Annotated in this window: 21 protein-coding genes and 2 tRNA genes; 14 read left to right on the top strand and 9 right to left on the bottom strand. The window is 44.8% G+C overall.

Features of this window, described 5'->3' with window-relative positions; translation table 11 throughout:
* Nucleotides 1-255: 255 nt before the first annotated feature.
* On the bottom strand, nucleotides 256-1224 hold the full coding sequence (locus VNM22_00370; GenBank protein ID HWP45586.1) for an MBL fold metallo-hydrolase: 969 nt from the start codon (nucleotides 1222-1224) through the stop codon (nucleotides 256-258).
* 336 nt (nucleotides 1225-1560) lie between these two features.
* Entirely contained in the window at nucleotides 1561-2475 is a 915-nt protein-coding gene (locus VNM22_00365) for a dihydrodipicolinate synthase family protein (protein HWP45585.1), read from the bottom strand.
* A gap of 659 nt (nucleotides 2476-3134) precedes the next feature.
* On the opposite strand from VNM22_00365, the gene VNM22_00360 reads away from it, so the two are divergent.
* A complete protein-coding gene (locus tag VNM22_00360) occupies nucleotides 3135-4292 on the top strand; it encodes a 2-isopropylmalate synthase (GenBank protein ID HWP45584.1) in 1158 nt (385 codons plus the stop codon).
* A 323-nt stretch (nucleotides 4293-4615) separates the two neighbouring features.
* Nucleotides 4616-5380, top strand: a complete 765-nt coding sequence (locus VNM22_00355; protein ID HWP45583.1) for a methyltransferase domain-containing protein — start codon at nucleotides 4616-4618, stop codon at nucleotides 5378-5380.
* A gap of 8 nt (nucleotides 5381-5388) precedes the next feature.
* On the opposite strand, the gene VNM22_00350 is transcribed toward VNM22_00355, so the two are convergent.
* The 3 genes from VNM22_00350 to VNM22_00340 form a co-directional block, all read right to left on the bottom strand.
* Nucleotides 5389-5460 (bottom strand) — tRNA-Thr (locus VNM22_00350).
* 20 nt (nucleotides 5461-5480) lie between these two features.
* Nucleotides 5481-5553: transfer RNA gene (locus VNM22_00345), tRNA-Phe, on the bottom strand.
* A 102-nt stretch (nucleotides 5554-5655) separates the two neighbouring features.
* Complete coding sequence (locus VNM22_00340; protein HWP45582.1) at nucleotides 5656-9336, bottom strand: HEAT repeat domain-containing protein; 3681 nt, start codon at nucleotides 9334-9336, stop codon at nucleotides 5656-5658.
* Between the two features lie 205 nt (nucleotides 9337-9541).
* Here VNM22_00340 and VNM22_00335 point away from each other — a divergent pair, with 205 nt between their 5' ends.
* The gene (locus tag VNM22_00335; protein HWP45581.1) at nucleotides 9542-10183 is read left to right on the top strand and encodes a hypothetical protein; all 642 of its coding nucleotides are present in this window, start codon (nucleotides 9542-9544) and stop codon (nucleotides 10181-10183) included.
* An 11-nt stretch (nucleotides 10184-10194) separates the two neighbouring features.
* On the opposite strand, the gene VNM22_00330 is transcribed toward VNM22_00335, so the two are convergent.
* Complete coding sequence (locus VNM22_00330) at nucleotides 10195-11178, bottom strand: radical SAM protein (protein HWP45580.1); 984 nt, start codon at nucleotides 11176-11178, stop codon at nucleotides 10195-10197.
* A gap of 425 nt (nucleotides 11179-11603) precedes the next feature.
* Between VNM22_00330 and VNM22_00325 the strand changes: the two genes are divergently transcribed.
* The 3 genes from VNM22_00325 to VNM22_00315 all read left to right on the top strand — a co-directional run bounded on the left by VNM22_00325 (nucleotide 11604) and on the right by VNM22_00315 (nucleotide 13624).
* Nucleotides 11604-12596, top strand: a complete 993-nt coding sequence (locus VNM22_00325) for a S1C family serine protease (protein HWP45579.1) — start codon at nucleotides 11604-11606, stop codon at nucleotides 12594-12596.
* A gap of 66 nt (nucleotides 12597-12662) precedes the next feature.
* Nucleotides 12663-13094: a hypothetical protein gene (locus VNM22_00320; GenBank protein ID HWP45578.1), complete on the top strand. Its 432-nt coding sequence runs from the start codon at nucleotides 12663-12665 to the stop codon at nucleotides 13092-13094.
* Nucleotides 13091-13624, top strand: a complete 534-nt coding sequence (locus VNM22_00315) for a Dna2/Cas4 domain-containing protein (protein ID HWP45577.1) — start codon at nucleotides 13091-13093, stop codon at nucleotides 13622-13624. Before VNM22_00320 ends, VNM22_00315 begins: the two co-directional genes overlap by 4 nt.
* Nucleotides 13625-13802: 178 nt before the next feature.
* On the opposite strand, the gene VNM22_00310 is transcribed toward VNM22_00315, so the two are convergent.
* Nucleotides 13803-14942, bottom strand: a complete 1140-nt coding sequence (locus VNM22_00310; protein ID HWP45576.1) for a trypsin-like peptidase domain-containing protein — start codon at nucleotides 14940-14942, stop codon at nucleotides 13803-13805.
* A 196-nt stretch (nucleotides 14943-15138) separates the two neighbouring features.
* On the opposite strand from VNM22_00310, the gene VNM22_00305 reads away from it, so the two are divergent.
* The 6 genes from VNM22_00305 (at nucleotide 15139) to lipB (ending at nucleotide 18275) form a co-directional block, all read left to right on the top strand.
* A complete protein-coding gene (locus VNM22_00305) occupies nucleotides 15139-15372 on the top strand; it encodes a hypothetical protein (GenBank protein HWP45575.1) in 234 nt (77 codons plus the stop codon).
* 156 nt (nucleotides 15373-15528) lie between these two features.
* Nucleotides 15529-15897 carry a type II secretion system protein gene (locus VNM22_00300; GenBank protein HWP45574.1) on the top strand — a complete coding sequence of 123 codons (369 nt, stop codon included), beginning with the start codon at nucleotides 15529-15531 and terminating at the stop codon, nucleotides 15895-15897.
* Nucleotides 15894-16481, top strand: coding sequence for a prepilin-type N-terminal cleavage/methylation domain-containing protein (locus VNM22_00295; protein ID HWP45573.1), 588 nt, complete (start codon nucleotides 15894-15896; stop codon nucleotides 16479-16481). Before VNM22_00300 ends, VNM22_00295 begins: the two co-directional genes overlap by 4 nt.
* Nucleotides 16482-16483: 2 nt before the next feature.
* Entirely contained in the window at nucleotides 16484-16918 is a 435-nt protein-coding gene (locus tag VNM22_00290) for a hypothetical protein (protein ID HWP45572.1), read from the top strand.
* A 198-nt stretch (nucleotides 16919-17116) separates the two neighbouring features.
* Nucleotides 17117-17242 (top strand): hypothetical protein, encoded by a 126-nt coding sequence (locus VNM22_00285; protein ID HWP45571.1) that lies wholly within the window; start codon nucleotides 17117-17119, stop codon nucleotides 17240-17242.
* Between the two features lie 340 nt (nucleotides 17243-17582).
* Complete coding sequence (gene lipB / locus VNM22_00280; protein HWP45570.1) at nucleotides 17583-18275, top strand: lipoyl(octanoyl) transferase LipB; 693 nt, start codon at nucleotides 17583-17585, stop codon at nucleotides 18273-18275.
* Here the strand turns inward: lipB and VNM22_00275 are convergent.
* Together VNM22_00275 and VNM22_00270 are read right to left on the bottom strand one after the other, a co-directional pair.
* Nucleotides 18264-18431: a hypothetical protein gene (locus VNM22_00275; GenBank protein HWP45569.1), complete on the bottom strand. Its 168-nt coding sequence runs from the start codon at nucleotides 18429-18431 to the stop codon at nucleotides 18264-18266. The genes lipB and VNM22_00275 overlap by 12 nt on opposite strands.
* Before the next feature lie 219 nt (nucleotides 18432-18650).
* Nucleotides 18651-19124 carry a 4Fe-4S binding protein gene (locus tag VNM22_00270; GenBank protein ID HWP45568.1) on the bottom strand — a complete coding sequence of 158 codons (474 nt, stop codon included), beginning with the start codon at nucleotides 19122-19124 and terminating at the stop codon, nucleotides 18651-18653.
* Between the two features lie 159 nt (nucleotides 19125-19283).
* Between VNM22_00270 and VNM22_00265 the strand changes: the two genes are divergently transcribed.
* Nucleotides 19284-20876, top strand: coding sequence for a glycosyltransferase family 39 protein (locus VNM22_00265; protein HWP45567.1), 1593 nt, complete (start codon nucleotides 19284-19286; stop codon nucleotides 20874-20876).
* A 147-nt stretch (nucleotides 20877-21023) separates the two neighbouring features.
* Nucleotides 21024-22430 carry a tetratricopeptide repeat protein gene (locus tag VNM22_00260; protein ID HWP45566.1) on the top strand — a complete coding sequence of 469 codons (1407 nt, stop codon included), beginning with the start codon at nucleotides 21024-21026 and terminating at the stop codon, nucleotides 22428-22430.
* Nucleotides 22431-22450: the final 20 nt, after the last annotated feature.

Genomic DNA, 22450 nt, shown 5'->3' with positions numbered 1-22450 from the left:
TTATTTCAATTATCTCATCAACCCCGGAAACCTTAAGATCTTGGGGTTTTATACCCATTTGCCTTTCATGGGACAGGGATACAATCCTTCTCTACAGGCAGGTTTCAAACCTGCCTCTACGTGAGATATTAAAGGCAAATTGGCATTAGAAAATATTTTTAAGTAATTTCTCAGGTTTTATGCATGACCCTTTCGGCCAGGTAATAAAAATCTAGTTTCCCGGGTTTTACCCGGTGGTCCTTCGTCCACTGGAAGCTATCGGATTTGGTATAAAACATGTCCGTTCTCCCGGATCTCTTCCAGCTTATCCTCAGAAGCCAGGAGCACCAGGTGCGCTAAGGTTTCGGCGAAAGCCATCCAGTTTTCAAAGTGTGTGGAGCGAACCCCAAAAAGAGCCGTGGAAATTTCGTAGGCAGACTTTCGCTCTTTTCCCAGGATATGGAGAATGGCTTCCTTTCTCTGGTTATGGTGTACCATAAGCTCCTGAACCCGCTCTTTAAATTGTCGAATAAGAGGTCCATGGGATGGAAAAGCCAGCTTAACGTCTAATCCCATGACCTTCTTTAGAGAATCTAAATAGTGCGCCAAGGGATTTGCCAGGGTGGATCGCGAGTTTAGACCAACGTGGGGCGTAATCTTTATCAAAACATGATCTCCACAAAAAAGCCACTTCCGCTCAGGCTGGTAAAGACAGACATGTCCGGGCGTGTGCCCAGGTGTCCAAATAGCCTCGAATCGAAGATCCCCCAACCATATCTCCATCCCATCTTCGATACGCTCATCGATTTTAAGGGGCGAAATGAGAGATTTTAGATAGGGAAATATTTGTTGCATTTCTTCGAATTTTTCCGTAGGGAGTCCGCGTTCAATATAGAAACAGGGATCATGCACTTGTTCCGGGGGTATTTCCAGAAATGCCTCCACGGCTTCGGCTTCTCCGGATTGCATGATAAGGGAAGCTCCAGAGACCTCTTTAATTCGTCCGGCTAAGCCGCAATGATCAGAATGATAGTGGGTCATGAAGACCGAATGGACATCGGTTAACTGGATACCGGCTTCGAGGATACTTTTCTCTAAAGCCTCAAAACATTCCTGGGTATTAATTCCGCAGTCTATTAAACCATAACCTTCTCGTCCTTTAATTAGGTAAGCATGGACTTCCCGAAGGCGAAAAGGAAGAGGTAATGTCAACTGATAAACATCCCGAGTTATCTCTAGCAGCATGTAACCTCCACTTGAATAAAGTGTTACAATAACCTGGTCTCGATCAAATCAATATCCCTAATTTTAAAGTATCTCATCTTTCGTCAAGGGATGTCAAGAACAAAATAGGACTTTATCCGCGTATTTAGCCCAGGTTATTCCTTTGAGTCGGCCTATAAGAACCGGTCTTTTAGAGTGGAACTCAACGCGTTCAGCCCTTCCCCGACTACCGGTTTACAAAGGTAGTTACAACCCGATCACCCAGGCTGGGTTTTCCGGCCATATCCCAAGGTGCAGACCCCTGGTCCTTCCTGCTATTACCTAGAAAGCCTTTAGTCAATTAAAGAGAAAACTTTATCAAGAAGATTGGTTAAAAACCGCTAACGGAAGTGTATCCAAGAATCTATCCAGTTCCGCTCGGGTTATTTCATCGATGGGAGTGGCAGGTCTTCGAACATAATCGGATTGGAAAATTCCTCCCTTGTGGAGAATGATTTTCTGAACCTGGATGAGAACATCCAAAGAAGCCAGTTGGAAGACTAACAGGGGTAGATATTTGTGGAAAAGAGCTTCCGCTTCTCGTTCCTGACCTTTTTTAAAGAAGTTGTAAATCTGGACGAAAACCTCCGGAAAGGCACATCCCGGAAGGCTTCCACACATCCCTCGTTTGAGTTCTTCCAAGAAGTACAGGCCTCCATAGCCTCCGAATACTTTTACAGCGTCCCCGCCCAATTCAATAATCCTGGACATTTTAAGACCGGTTGGAGGGGCTTCTACTTTTACATACTTCACCTTTTCAATCTCCTTCATCATGCGAACCAGCAGGGAAGGGGGTAAGGTAATCCCGGTCCAGGTTGGAGCATCCTGAATCATAATAGGGATACCAACGGCATCTGAAACTGCCTGATAATAGTCGAAAATCCCCTCGGCATCCGGTTTGATCAGAGAAGGAGGAGTCAGCATAAGCCCCTGAGTCCCCAGGTCTTCCATGGTCTTACTCCGTTGAACGGCGGCTTCCGTACCGGTATGCTCTGCCCCTGCAAGGATAGGTATCCGTCCCTTCACCTGATCTACCACGACCTGTAAAATGATTTTTCGTTCCTCATCGGTGAGTTTATAAACCTCACTGGCCAATCCGAAAATAACCACGCCATGAACCCCACATCGGATCTGAAACTCAATGAGTCGCCGCAGGCTTTCTTCATCAAACCGACCCTTCTCATCAAAGGGAATGGCCAGAACCGGAAAAATTCCTTCAAAATTTGAATTCATAATCCCGACACTCCTAAGATTTTAAGGTTACTGATGGATTTTAAGAGCCTAAGATCTGCTCCGATCTTTATGCGTAAGCCCTACCCGGTTTATCCTTCTATAAAGCCTTGAAAGAACGCGCTGCTAAAACCTCATGTACCCTCCCAAGGCCGTTAAGTTAATGACTGAGGCCCCATGGGAGCGGATGGATAGTACTTAAACTGCTTCTTCCTTAGCCGTCAAGCCATTTTCCAAAAATTTTAAATAAAAATCCTTGACAAAATAAAGGAAGAGATTCTACTCTTGATTAAGAGCAGAGCTGAAAGAGATGAATTCTAAAGGTTTTTATCCCTTCCTTATCAGACCAGGAGGGGGATTTTTTATCTATTTTATCAAGATCTAAATAAGATGACCGGTTTAATCCGATTACAAACCCTTTTACTTAGCCTTCTGGATGGGCTCCTCCTTCTTAAGAAGCCCATCGCATGTAGAGGGGCGTAATCGGTGTAACCCTTAACTCTCCTACATGCCATGGGCTAAAAACCCATGGCATTTTTTTTGGCCATGGTTCAACAAAGTTGTCCATGGCTTTTTTATTTTCAGGAGTCGGAAGACCGGAATCAGGAGTCCAAAAAAATATTGACTTCTGACCTCTGGGTTCTGACTTTTATTAGTCAGAGATGAGCAAATTTATCATGATTTTTGACACCACTTTGCGGGATGGGGAACAGGTACCTGGAGCCAAATTAAACGCAGAACAAAAACTGGAGATAGCCCGTCAATTAGTTCGATTAAATGTAGATGTTATCGAAGCAGGTTTTCCTGCTTCTTCTCCGGGCGATTTAGAAGCAGTTAAGCGTATCGCCCGGGAAATTAAGGGCCCCGTGATTACCGGACTTGCCAGGACGATTCAAAAAGATATAGATGCCTTATGGGAAGCCATACGCTTTGCGGAAAGACCCAGGATTCATATGGTGTTAGGTACTTCGGATATCCATGTAGATAAAAAACTCAGGAAAAATAGGGAACAGTGTTTGGAGATGGGAGTTGAGGCGGTCAAATACGCCAAGAAATTTACCGAAGATGTGGAATACTCCACCGAAGATGCCTCTCGAAGTGATCCAGACTATCTCTGCCGGGTTATCGAAGCTGTTATCAAAGCAGGTGCAACCGTGGTTAATATCCCCGATACGGTTGGCTATGCAGTACCTGCACAGTTTGGGGAATTGATTCGGCAAATCCGGGAGCGTGTACCGGTCACCGATAGGGTTACTTTAAGTGTTCATTGCCATAACGATTTGGGTCTTGCCACGATTAATACTCTTACCGCCATTGAGAATGGAGCCACTCAGGTTGAGGTAACCGTCAATGGGATTGGGGAACGTGCGGGAAATACCTCTCTGGAAGAAGTTGTCATGGCGCTTTATACCCGAAAAGATTATTTTGATGCGGAAACTCGCATCCGTACTCAGGAGATTTACGCAACCAGTCAGCTTGTAAGCCGATTGATGAATATTCCTGTACAACCCAACAAGGCGATTGTCGGGGCCAATGCCTTCGCCCACTCTTCCGGTATCCATCAAGATGGGATTCTAAAGGATCGGAAAACCTATGAGATTATCCCCCCGGAGGTCGTGGGAGCTCCTGCCCACAAAATCATCCTGACAGCCCGCTCAGGGCGGCATGCTCTCCGTTTTCGAATGCGAGAATTGGGATATATCTTCACCGATGAGGTATTTGAAAAAGTCCATATGAAGTTTCTGGAAGTAGCCGATTCGAAAAAGGAGGTTGTCGATGAGGATTTGAGGAGAATTGCTCAGGCGTTTAGATTGGAATAACCCCTACCCTCACCCCCAACTTCCTCTCCCGAAGCTTCGGGAGAGGAAGTTGGGGAGTTAATCTGGAGATTTGCCAGTTTCCCTCTCCCCAGCGTGGAAGAGGGACCCCCTTCCTGATCTTCCCCCGCTCTGCAGGGGAAGGGACTTGGAAGCAAAGTTCCCTCCCCTGTGAAACGAGGGAGGGAAAGGTAATAGGCTATACTTTGGTAATTTTTGATCGGGTTTTAAAAGGTCACGGAATTTATAAAACCGCGATGTATCCGAAGCACCCAAAGGGCTTTGTGTGCTTTGTGATTAAGATTGACATCTCGGCTCTATAGGATATGACAACTCAATGGAATGCGGCCCTTTACGACAGTAAATATTCTTTCGTTTCCAGGTTTGCCACGGACTTGGTCGAACTTCTATCGCCTCAGAAAGGGGAACGCATCCTGGATCTCGGATGCGGAACGGGACATCTGACCCGGCAAATTGCCAACGTCGGAGCGGAAGTTGTGGGAATCGATAATGCTGTTACCATGATCGAGCAGGCCAGAAGGAATTATCCGGATCTACGATTTGAAGTAGCCGATGGAAGGGACTTTCACTTCCCGGAGCCTTTTGATGCCGTATTTTCCAATGCAGCACTTCACTGGATGAAGGAACCCGAGCGGGTCATAGCCTGCATCTGGCAGGCTTTAAAACCTGGGGGGCGTTTTGTTGCGGAATTAGGCGGAAAAGGAAATATCGCCTCTATTCTTTCAGCGATCCATCACGTTTTTGAAGAGATAGGTTATTCTGTAAAGCCAGAACTTATCCCCTGGTATTTTCCCAGTATCGGGGAATATACTTCCCTCCTGGAAAAACAGGGTTTTGAGGTAACCTATGCAACTCTCTTTGATCGTCCAACCCCATTTGAAGATGGGGAAAAGGGATTTCGCCATTGGATGGAGATGTTTGGAAATCATCTTTTAACAGAACTTCCTCCTGTGAAGCATAACGAGGTAATCACAAAACTGGAGGATTGGCTTAAGCCAAAATTATATCGGGATGGAATCTGGGTTGCAGATTACCGAAGACTTCGGATAGTTGCTTTTAGACCTGCTTAAGTTAAAAAAGCCGGCGATAGGAGTTGAACCTACGACCCGCTGATTACGAATCAGCTGCTCTACCACTGAGCTACGCCGGCGTATTTGACCTTATTTGGGATGCCGGGGCGCGGAATCGAACCGCGGACGCAAGGATTTTCAGTCCTTCGCTCTACCGACTGAGCTACCCCGGCAAGGGGTAGACTCCAGAGAGAAAAACCTCATCCTGGGTCACAAGATACTTCAAAAAAATAAGCTGATCTTACCGGGGTTGTCAAGACCTTTTTCTTAACTTTTCAGGAATTATTCTTTAGATTTTTCCATCGTTTGATCGTCCATTCTACTCGGGTAGAAATTCCCTCTTCGTCCTGAACCTGTAGCAGGAATTTTTTCAACTCTTCTAGTTCTTTTTTTCCTCCCTGCATCTGAAGAGTAATAAGGGCATGGTCTATAGCCCGATAGCTGGCTTCTTGGAAATGAAGATGAGAACCCCCCTTTCGTCTCTGTCGCTCCTGATCCAGTTGCCGAATTAATTGAACTGTACCAGCTCCGGACAATCCCATCCAAGCCCCTTCTCTTACAGAGGCCAGATCGTGGGAGAGGAGTTTAATTCCCTCGATTTCAGGATCCAGTTGGCTGAGGACATAGGCCAGTTCAAATTCTATCGGTTTTTCGGGTTTTACCTCTTCCAATCGTTTTTTCCAATCTTCAAATTGTTGTTCGGTATAAAATTTTGTATCCTCATCCCGAACTTTTCGCCAGATCTGCCTGCGTGCTTCCTGTTGTTTCAAGAGGGATTGTAAAAAGGGGATTGCCTGACGAGAGTGCGTTTTACCTAAGGCCTGGAGGGTGCTGAAGAGATAGATCTCTTCTGATTGTTGGAGGATTTCTAAAAGAGTCTGTACCGCCTGTTCAGTTTTAATATTTCCCAGGGCCGTGATGGCAGATAGGCGGGTAGGAATTCGTTCTTGGGGATCCAGGGCTATTTTTTTCAAGGGTTCAACACTTTCAGGCGAAGCTATTTCTGTCAGGGCCTTTACGGTAACCTCTCGAATTTTCGGATCAGATTCCTCGAGAATTCTATGTAAATGGGAAAGAGAGGCTTTTCCCTTTGAACGTCCCAGAGATTCTATGGCTTGAATTCTAACCCTTCGTATCTTATCGGAGAGCAGGGATATCAGCAAAGAAGTTCCTGGTTCTGAGGAAACTTCTCCCAAAATCTCTGCAACTTTTCTTCGCTGGATGGCTCTTGGACTTCTGGATTTCTCGATTAGAAATTCTAAGCCTTCCCTCTGGTTTAATTCCCATAAAGCCATTGCTGTAGCCAGTTTAACTTCATATTTTTCCCTGGCATCTTGGAAGAGAGCTTGAAGAGCCCCCAACTTTTCCCCGGCAGATAACTTACCCAAGGTCAATGCCGTACGACTTCGTACGGAGGGATCGGGATCGTTAAGTAGAACTGCCAGGGGTTCTATAGCCTGTGTAAGACCCGATTCTCCAAACGCCTGGACCGTACTATATCGCACCAGGGGTTCTTTATCCTTTAAAAGATCTCCCAATTGTTCAACAGGTTCTGGATATCTCAGTTTTATCAGTGCAGAGGTCGCACTCAATCGCAGATATTTATCGGGATCCTTCAGTAAGACCTCTAAAGGTTCTACAGCCTCCTCTCGTCCCAATTCTCCCAATGCAGAGGCCGCACCCATTTGTACATATTTATCCGGATCTTTTAATAAGTTTATCAAGGATTCCAGAGCTCCTGGATACCTCAATTTACCCAACAGCAGGGCCGCTCGATTTCGTATCTCCGGATCTTGATCTTCTAATAAGGCCATTAAAGGTTCTATTGCCTCGGCATGATTGAACTCTCCCAATGCAAGCGCTGCACCCCTTCGTACCACCGGATCCCGATCCTTTAGTAAAATCAGGAGTGGTTCCACAGCTTCAACCCGTCCCAATTTCACCAGGGCAGCTATGGCCCGGTTTTGTACGTATTTATCCGGACCCCTCAGCAGAGCTATCAGGGGTTCAACAGCTTCCGTGCGGCCCAGTTCTACCAGCGCAAATACCGCACGATTTCGTACTTCCGGGTCCGGGTCCTTTAGCAGAGCCAGGAGCGGTTCTACGGCCTCCATACGACCTAACTCCGCCAGTACAGCCGCTGCACGGCTTCGCACCCCGGAATCTGGATCTTTCAACAAAACCTTCAAAGGTTCTACCGCTTCAACCTGACCTGATTCTATAAGTATTGAAGCGACACGGTTACGCACATCCGAATCCTCATCCTTCAATAAGGTGATCAGAGGCTCCAAAATCTCGACCTGACCTAACTGGATTAGGGCCTCTGCTGCATGGCTTCGTACAAAGGTATTCGGATCTTTTAACAGGACTACCAGCGGTTTGGCTGCTTCGGTACGATCCAGCTCTTCTAACATGGATATGGCGCGGTTTCGTACATCGGAATCTGGATCCTTTAAGAGGGTGATCAAAGGTTCTACTGCTTCGGCCTGCCCTAGTTCTCCTAATAGAGAAGTCACCGTACGTCGTACGAGGGGATCTTTATCCTTAACCATGGTCAATAAAGGTTCCATCGCCTCAGCACGACCCAACTTTACAAGGGCCGATGTCGCCGTGCGTCGAACAAAATGATCTTCATCCTTTAATAAGGATAATAAGGGACCTACTGCCTCGGTCCGTCCCAATCGTCCCAGTACCGATGCTGCACGTGCTCGTATCTCCGGATCTGGGTCCTGGAGGAGGGCTACCAGGGGTTCAACGACTTCAGCACGGTTCAATTGTACAAGGGCTTCTGCGGCCCGAAACCGCATGAAAGGAATCGGATGTCTCAGTAAAGTTATCAAAGGTTCTATCGCTTCGACCTGACTCAACCGGGCCAACGCAAAGGCCGCCCGGGTTTGTACTTCCGGATCCGGATCTTTCAACAAGGCTATCAAAGGCCCGACCGCTTCGGTCCGCTTCAACTCTACCAGCATCTCGGCCACGTTAAGCTGCAGAGAAGTATCGGAATCCTTTAACAAGGCTATCAGCGGCTCGACCATCTCAATATGACCCAGGCCCAGCAGTATTTCCGTTACATTACGCCGTACTTCTGAATTCGGATCTTTCAGTAAGGCTACCAGAGGTTCGATCATCTCGACCCGTCTGGATTGGAGTAATAACCTGGCGGCATCGGTCCGAATATGATAATTGGGATCTTTCAGTAAAGTCACCAAGGGTTCTATTACCTCCACGCGTCCTAACTGTACGAGCATTTTTGCAGCCCTGAGTTGGACCTGTTTATCCGAATCCTTGAGTAAGATGAGTAGGGGTTCAATCACTTCCGTCCTTCCCACTGGCACAAGTTCTTGGGCTGCATCCAGTTTTACGTATTTGTCTGAATCCTTCAATAAGGTCATTAAAACCTCCATGGCTTCGGGAATTTTCATGGAACCCAGGATTGGAATGATATCTCTTCGGATACTTGAATCTTCGGAGGGTTCTAAATGGGCTTTCAAAACAGAGATTACTTTACCTGAATGAAAATTACCCAGAAGATGGAGGATCTCTTGGGTTTGAGCCCTATTCTCTTTGGAAATGGCCGTATCTGCTAATTTCAGAGCCTTTCCTATTTCTCCGATTTCCCGGTAAGCAGAGATCCTTTTTAGAAGAGGGAAATATTCCAGGAGTTCCAGATTCCAGGTCTCAAAATTTGTCAAGGGTTTTTCGGCAAAAAGCTTATCCTCTTCGATCTGGTTTCGTAGATATCCGGTTTCTAGCTGATATTTCTTTAATCCAAAAGGGTTCCAACTGTTTACCTTTCCTCGATACAGTTCGATGGTGTTCGAAATCCCCTTTTTAGGGCTTAGACGAAAGTGATAATTTAAAACATCGGTCCAGATATCGTATCCGATGAGTAGGGTCAAAAATACGAAGAAGATTACTCCGACCAGAAAGCGTTTAGATTTTTTTAAGTCCATGATGTTAAAGGTTATCAAAAATGCCTTAATGGTAAGTGATTTAAATGGCCCTGGGGAGAGGTAGTCTATGGTATAGGCCTAGGGCTTATGGGATAGTTGAAGCTTAAAGTTTTAGGTAGCCTTCTTTACCCTCCGGGTATTATGTTGTATAAACAGGTTTTATGTCAAGGAATTTAAACTTTAGGGACCCACAGGTCTGAATTTCATGGTTTCGACCTTCTTTTTACAACTTTTAACTTTCAGTCTGATCAGTTTACTTAGTTTATCCTCCCGACTCTATGCCCAGGAGATTCCCGATCAGGTTCAGGTAACCGTATTTGAGGAGAAAGTTGTTGCGATCAGTTCCGGTCAGGGGGGAGCCATTATTAAGCGCTTGATGCCGGGGGAGAGGGTGCTTCAATCGGGAGCAGAAGGGCTCATGGGATTTGCCTTGACGAATCGTCGGATCTTGGGATTTAGTGCGCGGACCCGGATTTGGGTTATTCGAAATTTGAAACCCGGTGAGGGTGCGCTCAGGGGGGTTGAGGCAGGAGATCAGATAGTTTTGGTGATTACCAATTTGGGGGCTCATGCCCTGAGTCCGGCTGCCCTGAATTGGGCAACGACCTCCTTTATGGCTGGAGAAGGACTTATTAATTCCAGGATTGGGAATAGTGTAGGGCTTGTGGCTACCCTCCGTCGTATTCTGGGCTTTTCTGCATCCCTGGGGCGTTGGAGTTCTCAGAATCTCCTGGCCGGTGAAAAAGTAACCGATGTAGCCGTATCGGATGTGACGGCAACCGTTCAAACCAATTACAATCTCGTGATTTTCAACTCGGTCACCGGAGAATTTGAGCGGATTAAATAGTTGAAAGCAGATTAGCGTGTAAAGGGTTGTTCGCGATTATCAAAATCAGGACGGTAATAGTCGGTACTTTCAAAATCCTGGATCCATCCCTCTTCAAACCCCAGTTTTTCTAGAAGCTGTAAGACTTTGTTGTATTCGCTTTCTCGAATTTTTCGGTCTAAAAGAGGGAGATTTTTGGCTTTATGGGTGGGATAATATTGGGACATAATACTCAGGGTAACCCGATTACTGAGCTCGTTTCGGATAAATTTAAGAGATTCTTTACTTCCGGCAATATCATTAGGTAAGACCAGGTGGCGAATAATCAGGCCCCGTTTGACCAGCCCATCTTCCCCCAGGATCAACTCACTTCCCATCTGACGATACATTTCTTTGAGGGCTGCCCGGGCGTGACGAACGTATTCCTTGACCTTGGAATACTGCCAGCCCATTTCATCTTCGCTATACTTCAAATCGGGAAGATAGATGTCGATGATCCCATCCAACAATTTGAGTACCTCGACCGAATCGTAGGCGTTGGTATTATAAACGAGAGGAAGACGAAGTCCCATCGGAATGGCCAGGTAAACAGCTTTGACTATTTGGGGAACAAAATGGGTTGGAGAAACAAGCCCAATACTGTGGCATCCTTTTCCTTGAAGTTCTATCATCATCTCGGCCAATCTCTCAAAGGTAACTTCATTTTTTCTCTCTATCCTCCAGTTCTGGCTGATCTGATAATTTTGACAGTAAACGCATCGAAGATTACAGTTACCGAAAAAGATATTCCCAACTCCATGGGTTCCTACCAGTTGAGGTTCTTCTCCGAAATGGGGTACGTAAGCAGAGACGATGGGTTTATAACCTGAGTAACAGGCGGCAATTTCATCGTTGAGTCGATTTACCCGGCAATCCCGAGGGCAAATATTACAACTGGCCAGCATGGCTTCTAGTTTTTCGACCCTTTCTTTAAGTTCACCGGATTCGTAAAGTTTAAGATAGGAAGGTTGAAACATAGGCCTTTAGATTTAAAGTTTAACGAGAGGGGTTTCTATAATTAGAATAACTCATAATTCCCATCCCTTGAAAGCAATACTTAATATATTGCTACCCTTTAAGATAAGCAAGGGTGCTTCGGATTTTTACTCCCTTTTCTTATTTTCAGGTTTCCTCCGGGAATTCAGGTCTAAAGGTTCTGTCTTCTCATAAGGAAGGGGAATTTGAAGCAGCGCTTTAATGTTGTGGATTTAAAGCAGGGGGTTTTGCAGGGGCTGTTTAAACCTTAAATCAACAACAGGGGAATAGAGCCTGGAGACAAGGTAGAGATAAAAATGTTATATTTCTCCTGGACTAAACTTCCGTATTATTTACTACATTAAGGATTGACATCTCTAAAGTTTGGTGACATAGTAATCTCGTAAAGCAGAAAACTTCCTGACGAATGGAAGTAGGTGAAGTTAAGGAAACTATGGCGCAAATTGTTTATCAACTTTCTTATGAGCATAATGGTCATGTAGGTCTTAAGGATCAGATCCTACAGATTGTAGATAAGGTTCGACCCTCTGTAGTACGTGTGCAGGCCAGTATTTCAGAGACAAGTCCTTCCAGTCGGGTTCTAGGGACTTTTCGTCAGGGAACCGGGGTTCTGATCGATGAGATTCATGTTTTAACGGTAGGATATCTCATTTTGGAGGCAGATACGGCTCAAATTACTCTGGATGATGGTCAGCAAGTACCGGCAAAGCTCTTAGGAGTTGATCTTGAAAGTGGATTTGGAGTTCTTCGGGCTCTAGAACCGGTAGGTCAATGGCCTATTTCTTTAGGCTCTTCCGAGGAAGCCAACGTCGGAGACTTAACTGTTACCATGGGTAGTCTGGAGGAAAACACCCGGGTCATAACCAATGGACGTATTTTTGCTATTCAACCCTTTGTCGGATATTGGGAGTACATGTTGGATGAAGCTATTCTGGTGGTTCCGCCAAATCCTGCGTTTGGAGGTAGTCCTCTCCTTAATTTTCAAGGAGAGTGTATTGGGATTATTTCTCTTCAACTCAGTGAGCCTCAAGCCATGAATCTGGCTATTCCCATTGATATCTTTCATGGCATTAAAGATGAGCTTCTAAAATTCGGCAGGGTTCTCAGTCGGCCTTCCCGTTCCTGGCTGGGGGTTTACCATGTTTTAGTTGCCGAGGGAATGGCGGTGGCAGGGGTTGTGGCTGGAGGTCCTGGCGATAAAGCCGGAATTCAACGGGGGGATATTATTACCCATCTGAACGGTATAGAGATTTCCAGTGATGCCGATTTTCTCCAGCAGTTATGGTCTACTTCCGTAGGTGACAAGCTAGAGTTAACCATCTTACGTAATGGGGTCACCTACGAAATTACAGTCCGAAGCGAGGACCGATATAAATTCTATAAAACTACCGGAATATAATCCAAAGAGCTTCCTTCGCCTTTATTCAAAATATGATTTCACCTGATGGGGGAGTAGTCTGTCGGTTTGGAGTATAGCCTGCTTCCTTCGATTTTATCTGGAACCCGGATTCCGCAGAACGAAGCGGATGGTTCATTCTCCGATATGGAATCCCTTCTTAAAAATCCTGTTTTTATTACGGTATCTGAAGTAGGACAGTACAGTTTCTGCCCTTTGGCCTGGTACCGGGAACGCCAGGGTCAGATACTCTCCCAGGCGGAGGCTCTGAGAAAGATCAACGAACTGCGCGCTAAAAAGTTTCTTTCTCCAGAAGAAAAGGTTGAGCTTCGATATTTACTCGACCTTCTGGAAGCCTATGAGCTTCTTAACAAAGGACTTCAACATCACAGCCGCATTTCCTGGAAAACAAGATTCCTCTTCTATCTGGAAAACCTGATCTGGATTTCTATAGGGGTTGGATTTATCCTTCTGACCTTTCTACTCTGGAGGGGGCTATGAATCTCAATCTAGGGTTAGGTCTGTTTATTTTCTTCAATTTTTTCCTCTTTCTTCCCTATCTCCTTTTGAAAAAAAGAAGACTTTCCAGGGAATTAAGTATTCCTAAAGGCTGGAAGCTGATTTATACCGATGCTCAAGGCGAAGGGAGGTTACTTAAGGCTTTCATTAAGGGGGTTATTCTCTGCGGTAAACCCGATTGGGTTTATCGGAACCGTTCCCAGGCTCTTGTTATTGAAGATAAGCGAGGAACGAAACCTGGAGAGCTGTACCTTTCCCATCGAATGCAACTGGCCGCTTACTTTCTACTTGTTGAAAGAGAATTTGGACTCCGGCCTTATCAAGGTATTTTGCGATTCAGGGATGGGCAAACTGAAGTTTCGTACGATCCGACTTTAATTCCTGCTCTGGGTACCGTACTGGAAGAAATGCGGGCCATTCTTTTACGAAAAACCCCGGCCCGAAGGAATCATTCAAGCCGAAGCCGCTGCCAGAGTTGTAAATTCTATGAGTATTGTAGTGAACGGCTTTAAAACAGGTCTATGTAGGAATTCTTAAAATTTCACACCTCTTATACCCCTGACAGTTTTTTCTTATCGAATCTGATTTCAGTTCCTCCAGATTTTCTATTTTTATTCATCAGACCTTTGTGTGTTCCATCACTCCGTAGTCTGGTTATCCTTATATCTCAATATCCCAGTCCTTCTTCCCTTACTGAGGGGGTATCCATCCTTGTAAGTAAGAGGTTGAAAGATAAAAAGGACTGGACATCTTACTGGTGAGCTTTTTTCCCATAGGATCCAGAATGACAATTTCCCCTTGAAGGGGTAGATCCGGGGGTAAAGCGTAGTAAGGGATAAATAATGATAAACTCTGGAGGGAGGTCTCGGCAGACTCTGGAATAAAGATCTTTTGAACAAAGGCCTGTCTATCTGGAGCTGTGTAGTTTTCGGTTTGGTTAAGGACTTTACGCCCATCTGTGTAATAGAAAAAGATCTTTACCGAGCATTCTTCTCCCACATATCCCCGGATGAGAAAATTTACGTGGAAGCGTAGGCCCCATTCCCCATCTAAAAGGATGTTCGGTTCCAGCCAGATGCTTTGGATGGCCGCACTCCCTTTCGGTTTAGTAGATGCCAGGTCATTTCGGCGATACGATTTAGCCATGGGTTTTTCTAATCCCTCTATTTCTCTTTCCAACTTGCTTAGCAGGCTTTTGGCATAATTAATGGGAACTGCAAAATTTACACTGGGATAATTAGAACGGAGGGTATTAATTCCGATAATCTCGCCACGGCTATTAATCAGAGGTCCACCACTATTACCGGGTAAGAGGGGCGTTGAAGTTTCAATGAGCTGGTAATCATAGACCTTGGGTTTACGTCCACACAATACCGTGGAGGATCGGACGTAGCAGATCCTTTTAATCCGACCCGGAGTAACAATGCCTTCCCAACCCAGGGGATTTCCTATGGCAATGACCGCTTCGCCTTTTTTCAATTCGCTGGAATTTCCAAGAAGTACCGTAGGAAAGCCGACCCCATCAATTTTTAAGACCGCTATGTCTTTATCTTCATCAAAAGCGACGGGTCGAGCGTCATAGACCTCTCCATTATAGAATTTAACTCCAATCAGGTCTCCTTGTTGGATCACGTGATAATTGGTCAAAACATACCCCCTGGGGTTGACCACAAATCCGGTTCCTAAGGAAGCAGTTTCCTGGTTTAGGGAAATAACCGCCACGATGCCGGGTCTTTGTTCTAAAGCAATCTGTTCAAAATTTTTCGCTGAAACTTCCCCTCCTAAGAAAAGCAGAGCAAGAAAAATACAAAGAACCCACGTATGTTTCATCAGTTCATTGGGGTGAACAATTGAAAATCGTCAAGGTATAATTGACGATTTTCAATTGAAGTGGTTTCAACTTGACAAGGCTAATCCACTAAATTATTATGACATTTCATAATAACTTTCCAGTTTTGTCAATTAGAAAGAAGGAATTTTTGGTACACCCTGACGCCATTGGCGTTTTGAGGAGGGAGAGGGAAGGATGACGAAAATTTATTTCGTGATTCCTCAGACGGTTACCTCAGGTTCTATGGAAGGTCGAGTAGAGCAAAAGTCCGGTTTGATATCTCTCAGTGTCAAAGAGAGTATTCAACAAATTTTAGAAGCCGGTCAGGCCTCACCCTTTGTCATGGTTCAGGCCGCAACTTCTCAGCCGTTGACTAAGACTGTCATTAATCTGAACCAGGTAGCTTATATGGAAGAGGTTGCCCTTTAAAGAGGCTTTGAGAATCTGATTCCTGAGTTTCGGGACTCAAATTTGTGTAAGAAAGAAATCTTTTTTCCTTGACAAGGAGGAAGAATAGGTTAACCATAGCGCAGGATTTAGAGAGATGATTTACCGACCTTTTTGACTTTTACAGGGGGATTTAACATGCGAAAATCGATTCAGGGCTATATTCTCTTAGAATCCCTTGTTGCCTTAGCCGTTCTTGGTATTCTGGTGGTTATCTTTACCGTCTCCATTTCTCAAGAACAACGCCTCATTCAGGATACTAAAAATCTCACCAAGGCCCATGCAAAAGCCAATACGATCATGGAAACATCTAAAGATATTCCCTTTAATCAGCTAAAGAGTTATTCTCTGTCTTCTATTCCAGATCTCCCGGAGGGTCAGGGAGAGGTCGAAGTCAGTGATTTTAATACCTCGGAGTTGAAAAAGATTGTGGTGACTATCTCCTGGCGTGGGTCGGCAGGTACGATGCAAAGTGTATCCCTTTCGACCCTGAGGGCCCATCGATGAGGTTTAGGGATTTTATAGAACTCTTTTATTCAAAAATCAGAGGGTTATCCGATCGGTCTCCAAAAGGATTTACGTTACCTGAAGTCAGTGTTGCCATACTTATTTTATCGATCTTTATTATCGTGGCTCTGACGGTCTTTTCCAACACATATGAAAACATTAATCGGGCCGACCTGGATCTGGATCTTTTACATGAGGCCCAAATGTTTTTAAGCCAACTAGGTAAAGATATTCGAAGTGCCTATAAAATTTCGATCCAGCGCGGTGGATTTCAAAACTCCGAAGAGGTCCTGGTTTTAAACTTACCCGGCCCACCCGAAGGAGATCCGGGAAAAGAAGCCTCTATCCTTTATCTCTATGATCCACCTGATGAGAAAAACCTTGGGATTCTGGGAAAAGTTCGTCGGATAGCTTCTCCTTCTCAGAGTGGTATCGATTTAATTTCTCAGGATGTGAGAAGTTTAAAGTTTACTTTAAATCCTTCCCAAACAGTTGTAAAAATCGAGTTAGATTTGGAAAAGAAACTGTATGGGATCACACGAAGTTTACATATCGATTCAGCTTATCGCGCCGGAGTTCAATGACCATGCAAGGGTGGAGGGTTTTAAAAAGTGAACGGGGTGTAGCCTTGATTTTAATTACGGCGGTTTTTTCCTCGCTGTTTATCCTGATAGGTGTTTCCTTAAATCGTGGAAGTTCCGAATATTTCCTTACCACTCGAAGCTACCTCAATGATGTAGCCTTTAATTTAGCTGAGGCGGGAGTTGAAAAGGCCTTGCACGAACTGTCAAAATCTGAATCAAATTATCAAGGAGAAACCGAAACTTTACTGGGAAATGGAACTTTCTCTGTCATCTTAAAGCCTTTAGATTCAGCCGGGCAGGTAGAGATTCTGTCCACAGGTACGGTACAGGGAGCTCGATTTCTTAAGGTTGAGAAGAAAATCAGGGTTGTGGTACAGATTGAAGATAAAGATTCCACCCGAAAAGTTATGATCCGTGCCCGATATTTAGTTTCCTGAATTTTAAACAACCCCCATTTGAATCTATTCCATTCACCGAATTATTCAGCACAGATCTACACAGACTTGTGTTTCCATTGGCAAACCTTGTCGGATCCTTCGCCGTCCACCTCCCTACTTCCCCATCATAATCCCTGGTCCCACCTCACCCCCTCCTTCTCCCTCTCCTGAAGCTCCAGGAGAGGGGGAGGGTGAGGTGTGGGGGAGGTAGCGACAGGGGCAATTATCCAGCGGATAAATTATGATGAGTTTGGGCAGGTGATCTTTGATAACCAACCTGGATTTCAGCCCTTTGGGTGTGCAGGAGGGGATACGAATCTGTAGGGGTATGGGATCACTGATCCGGTTAACTTTGTAGATCCTTCAAGGTTATATTGGTTAGATAATCTTTCTAATCTTGTGAAAGGCTTTGGCGACCTACTAACCTTTGGTCTAACGAACTACATTCGGATAATGTTCTTTACGTAAAAGCATAGGGACATATTGTGCTATAATAACTTTGGTAGTACATTGGCTGATAGGAAACTATCCTTGTTTTAGCCCCTTAACTCAAGGGGAAAATAACAGTTGGAGGCAAAGTTTGTTTACCAAAGGCTTTTACCTGCGCCGATGACAGATTTAATCGGCTAATTTTCGGTGCAAAGCCCATTAGCACGAAAAAACTATCTGTCAGAATACCATGGAATGTTATGCGTTAAAAATGGGCCAGGTAAAATATAAAGAGGCCCTGGCCATCCAAGAGAACCTGGTACAATTACGACGAACCGGGCATATTCCAGAGGTTCTTCTTTTACTCCAACATCCTCCGGTTTATACCCTTGGAGAAGGCGGAAATCCGGCAAATTTGTTGGTAAGCGAAGAAAAGTTAAGGGAAATGGGAATCGAATTTTATCGTACCCGGCGAGGTGGGGATATTACGTATCACGGTCCTGGCCAAATTGTAGGATATCCTATTTTGGATCTGAAGAATTTTGGGCGGGACGCCCATAAATATTTACGCTCGCTGGAAGAGGTTTTGATACAAACCTTATCCACCCTGGGAATTGTAGCCGGAAGGATAAAGGGCCTAACGGGAGTCTGGGTAGGAGAAGAAAAGGTGGCAGCTATCGGCATTCGGATTAGTAACGGTTGGATCACCAGCCACGGCTTTGCTTTAAATGTGAATACCGATCTTTCTTATTTTAATCAGATAATTCCTTGTGGAATTCCCCATAAAGGGGTTACCTCCATCGCACGGTTACTTCAAAAAGAGATAAATCTAGAACAGGTAGAAGATCTCATCCTTCAACAATTCGAGAAAATATTTCACGTGAAGATCATCGAGTCGGACTATAATACTTTGATCTCACTCCGGTAACTTCTTTTCTAAGAATCGCCCCAGGATAAAAAGAATAACACCTATGCCCAACAAAAGCATTTCCTTGTTCATGGCATTATCCTGAGAAACTCCAATGTAAAGAGCGTGTCCCAATTCCACCATTCCTAAAATCTGCAAGATCTTGGCAATTAACATCCCTGGAACTTCCTTTCCCTTAATCCTCTTCGCTGCGCTCTACCCGTCCTCGTAGAGACCATCCCAGAAAAAAACCGATTAAAAGGCTTACAGCTACAACTGCCGGAACGATAAATAAATGGGATACAGGCATAACAACCGATTCAGATAGTAGGCAAATAAACTAGACCCAGATGGGCTCTCGGATGAATCTCCTTATGGGATGGGATCGAAAACTTTCTAATCTTCACCCTTACCGACCATCTTGGATCCTACGGCTATTCGTTCAATGTTCATCTCTTCTGGATCCGGTACATAAATGGCCCCTTTGATACAGATATCCTCGCACAGGCTACATCCTACACAGGTCTTCTCATTCACCGCAACGATTTTGTTAAAGTTATTGTCTGGAGATTGAACCAGATCAATACAATCGAAGGGACAGACATCAATACAGTATTCGCATCCCGTACAATCGGAAGGAATTACAATGGCTTTGGGAATATCTTTCTTCTTCTTGATTCCTAAAATAACCTCTCCATCCGCACCTTCTATGGCCGAGACAGGACAAAACCAGGCACAGGCATGACAGTCGATACAGATATCCGGATCAATATAGAAAACCTCTTTTCGTACCCCAGAGATGGCATCTACAGGACAAACCCTCTCACATACCGTACAACCCACACAATCCTGATTTATAAAATGCGGCATATCCCCGTTAACCTCCCCTTTGAGTTAAGGTCTTTAAATCCAAACTTCCCCACAATACCAATTTAGGGATAACCCGAAACCCTGTCAAGGAAAAAGACCCTTGACCTTCCTTCAATTTTTGTTGACCCTCTTTTTAAAGATTGCTACGCTTGACCTGATATGAAACGCCGATCCCTTCCCGCTATAATGATTTTGATCTTTCTGGTACTCTGCCTGGGAGTACCTACCTTTTATTATCCCCTGGGACGCGATCAGGGTAACCTGGCCTATAGCGGGAGTATCATTCTCAAAGGACAGGTTCCTCACCGGGATAGCTGGGATCAAAAACCTCCAGGAGTTGCATATCTTTATGCCCTCGCCTTTCTACTCTTTGGGAAATCTATGGAAGCTGTTCGAGCCCTGGATATACTCTATCACCTGGTTGCCGTGCTCCTCTTATTTGAACTGGTCAAAACCCTCTACCATACGTCCGTCGCTTTTTGGGCCGGTGGGTTGTATAGCCTATCGTATTTTGTTCAGAACAATTATTTCAATATAGCTCATGTGGATGGATTCTTAAATTTACCTTTGATAGCCGCTGCTTATCTGTGCTACGTGGGACAGGGCCGTAGAAAAAAGACCCTCCTGTTCCTCGCCGGGTTCTTTTGCAGTCTCGCCTTCATCATCAAATACCCGTCTTTGCTGGTTGTATTAGGGTTTGCTCTCTACTTACTGAAATCAAAGCCTTCAAGGGTTGCCTCCCCTTCAAATCATTGGGATAAATTTCAATCCTGGCTAAATGCCGGATTCCTGATGTTGGGTTTTATCCTGGGACTTCTTTTGATCGCTCTTTATCTCTTTCAAAGAGGGGCTCTCTATCCTCTTGTGGAAACTCAATGGGTTTTTAATACCGGTTACACCAGACTCGCTCTTCACGAAGGTTTCAGAGCCTTCCTGTCCACCATCCTGGTTCAACTGAGTCGGTACGTGTATTACAAAGCCTTTTTTAGTGTCCTGGCAGCGGCCGGGCTGGTTTATTGCTTCAAATACAAGACTTCAGAGAATCACCTGGTCAGGATCTGGTTCTTCGCCAGCTTGCTGGGGGTTGTGATTCAGGCTAAATTTTATTACTACCAGTGGATGGGTCTGTTGGCCCCTTTTTCGATTTTGTCTGCCCTGGGACTCACCGAAATCTTTCAAGGTTTTTGTCTTCGGGGATTTTACTTTAAAAATGAGCAAAGGATCTTTGCCCTTGCGGCGCTCTTCATCCTGATTCTTCCGACTTTGAATTCCTATCAACAGATGGCTAGAACTTTTATAGATCTTTTCAAAGGAACCTTATCCCTAGAGGATTATTATGCGCGCCTGGATTTTCTTCAGGGAGACACCTCTTTGAGGACAACATTGGCCGTGGTGGATTATTTGCAGCAAAGGACAAATCCAGAAGATACCATTTATATCTGGGGATCTGAGCCTTTGATTTATTTTCTGGCGGATCGGGCCACCCCCACTCGTTATACTTTTAATGTTCCTCTGGTCGTCTCTTGGGGAAAGGCCTCCTGGCGAGAGGAACTCTTACACGATTTAACCCGTTCTCGACCTCGATATATCCTCGTGGCAGAGAAAGATGGAATGTTATGGACCACAGGAAGATCGGAGGATTCGAAAACCTTGTTGGAAGAATTTTCAGAATTAAAAACTTTTCTGATGAAAAATTACCACGAGGAAGGAAAAATAGGTCACTTAACGCTTTATAGAGCTAACTCTCCCTAATCCAGGATATTTTTTCATGATCTTATTTCTCACCTCCACCCAACAGGTAAATTCTTTCCTTGCTATCTTGGCCCCTTCGCTCTATCTTAATAGTAAAAGGCTAAAATTTTCGAATTCTCACCGATTCAGAAAAAAAAGGTGGCAGTTATGTCGCCTGAAAACCTTCGTAAAGTGTGGACCGGAGTTATTTTCCTATGCCTGTTCTTCACTACCGGATGGAAGACCTTTTACATCCAAAAAGAACAGAATGAACTTCTGCGTCCATTATTTCGACAAACTACTCCGAATAATCCCCCCTTACCTGTTAAAAACTCCTTCGATAAGCCCATAAATCTAACCGACTATCCCCTTAACGAAGGGGAAGGATACGAACTGACATCGGCAAAACTGCGACATCTTATAAAAACCAACACTTTGGTTATCTGGCAGGATAATTTCAAAGATCCTTCCCAGGGGGGTTTTGTTTCCATCACCCAGATGAAGGACTTAGAGGGTCATCCAGTAAAACCCCAAGAGGCGGTTCGAATTTTTAAGATAGATACAGACGAACTCCTTATTTTACCTAATCTGACCTTTGGAAGTTCCTATCGTCCTACGATTTTAAAAAAAGTAGGTTCCCATTACAAGCCGCTGAAAGTGGCCGAGATTACAGGGGATTACTATGAAGTCAGGGATATTCGAGATCTTAATGGGGACGGACGTTTAGATTTTATCCTCCAGAGTTCTTCAGGGGCCAGTAGCTATAGAGACGCTTCAGAGGTTTTCTGGCATGATGGAAAGAATTTAAATTCCCAGGTCTTTAACCAGTGGATTCGGCTACGGGATTTTGATTCCAATGGGATTTTTCAACTTTTGGTAGATTCTGTGGGGGGAACTGCAGGACCTCATTCCGAGTGGGCCGGATGGACGGATATTTATAAGTGGAACGGTACCCGTTATGAGACCGCCAATGCAGAATATACCGCCTATTTTGAGAAGGAATTGATTCCCTATTATATCTCCCAGATTCTCGGTTATGCAGAAGATATAAAAGGGGCCACCGATGTGATTCAAGATCGAATAAACCTGATTCGTAAGGCCGAGCAAATTGTCCTGCAACAAATTCCGGATCAGGGTATTAACCCCCTTCAGGCCGCCCGTCATAACGAAAAGGGGGTGTCTTTACTCAAGCAAAACCGAGTCCCTGAAGCTATCGAGGAGTTAACTCAAGCGGTTCAATGGGATCCTAAATCCCCAGACCTCCTCACCAATCTTATTCAGGCTTATCTGGCCAAAGGAGATTACCAGCAGGCCGAAACCTATACCATAAAGCTGATCGGATTGGCTCCCGATCAGGCTAAGGCCTGGAAAAACCTGGGGTATATCTACGCAGGACAAGACAATTCCGATAAAGCCCTTCGTAGTTTAAGAATTTACTTGCAGTTGGTTCCAGATATGGATGAAGGGATCAAAGAACTGATAGACTTATTTAAGAAAGAATCCAATCCCAAGGCTCGAGGGGTCCTTCAGAAGATTCTCCCGGAATTAAGCCAGGGGAAAGAGGAGGTTTCTTAAACCCTGTGGAAATTAAGGAG

This window comes from Candidatus Limnocylindrales bacterium (assembly GCA_035559535.1).
In the GTDB taxonomy this organism is placed as follows: Bacteria; Moduliflexota; Moduliflexia; order Moduliflexales; family JAUQPW01; genus JAUQPW01.
The sequence above is the reverse complement of the archived record's forward strand: the minus strand, read 5'-3'. Positions and strand labels throughout refer to the sequence as shown.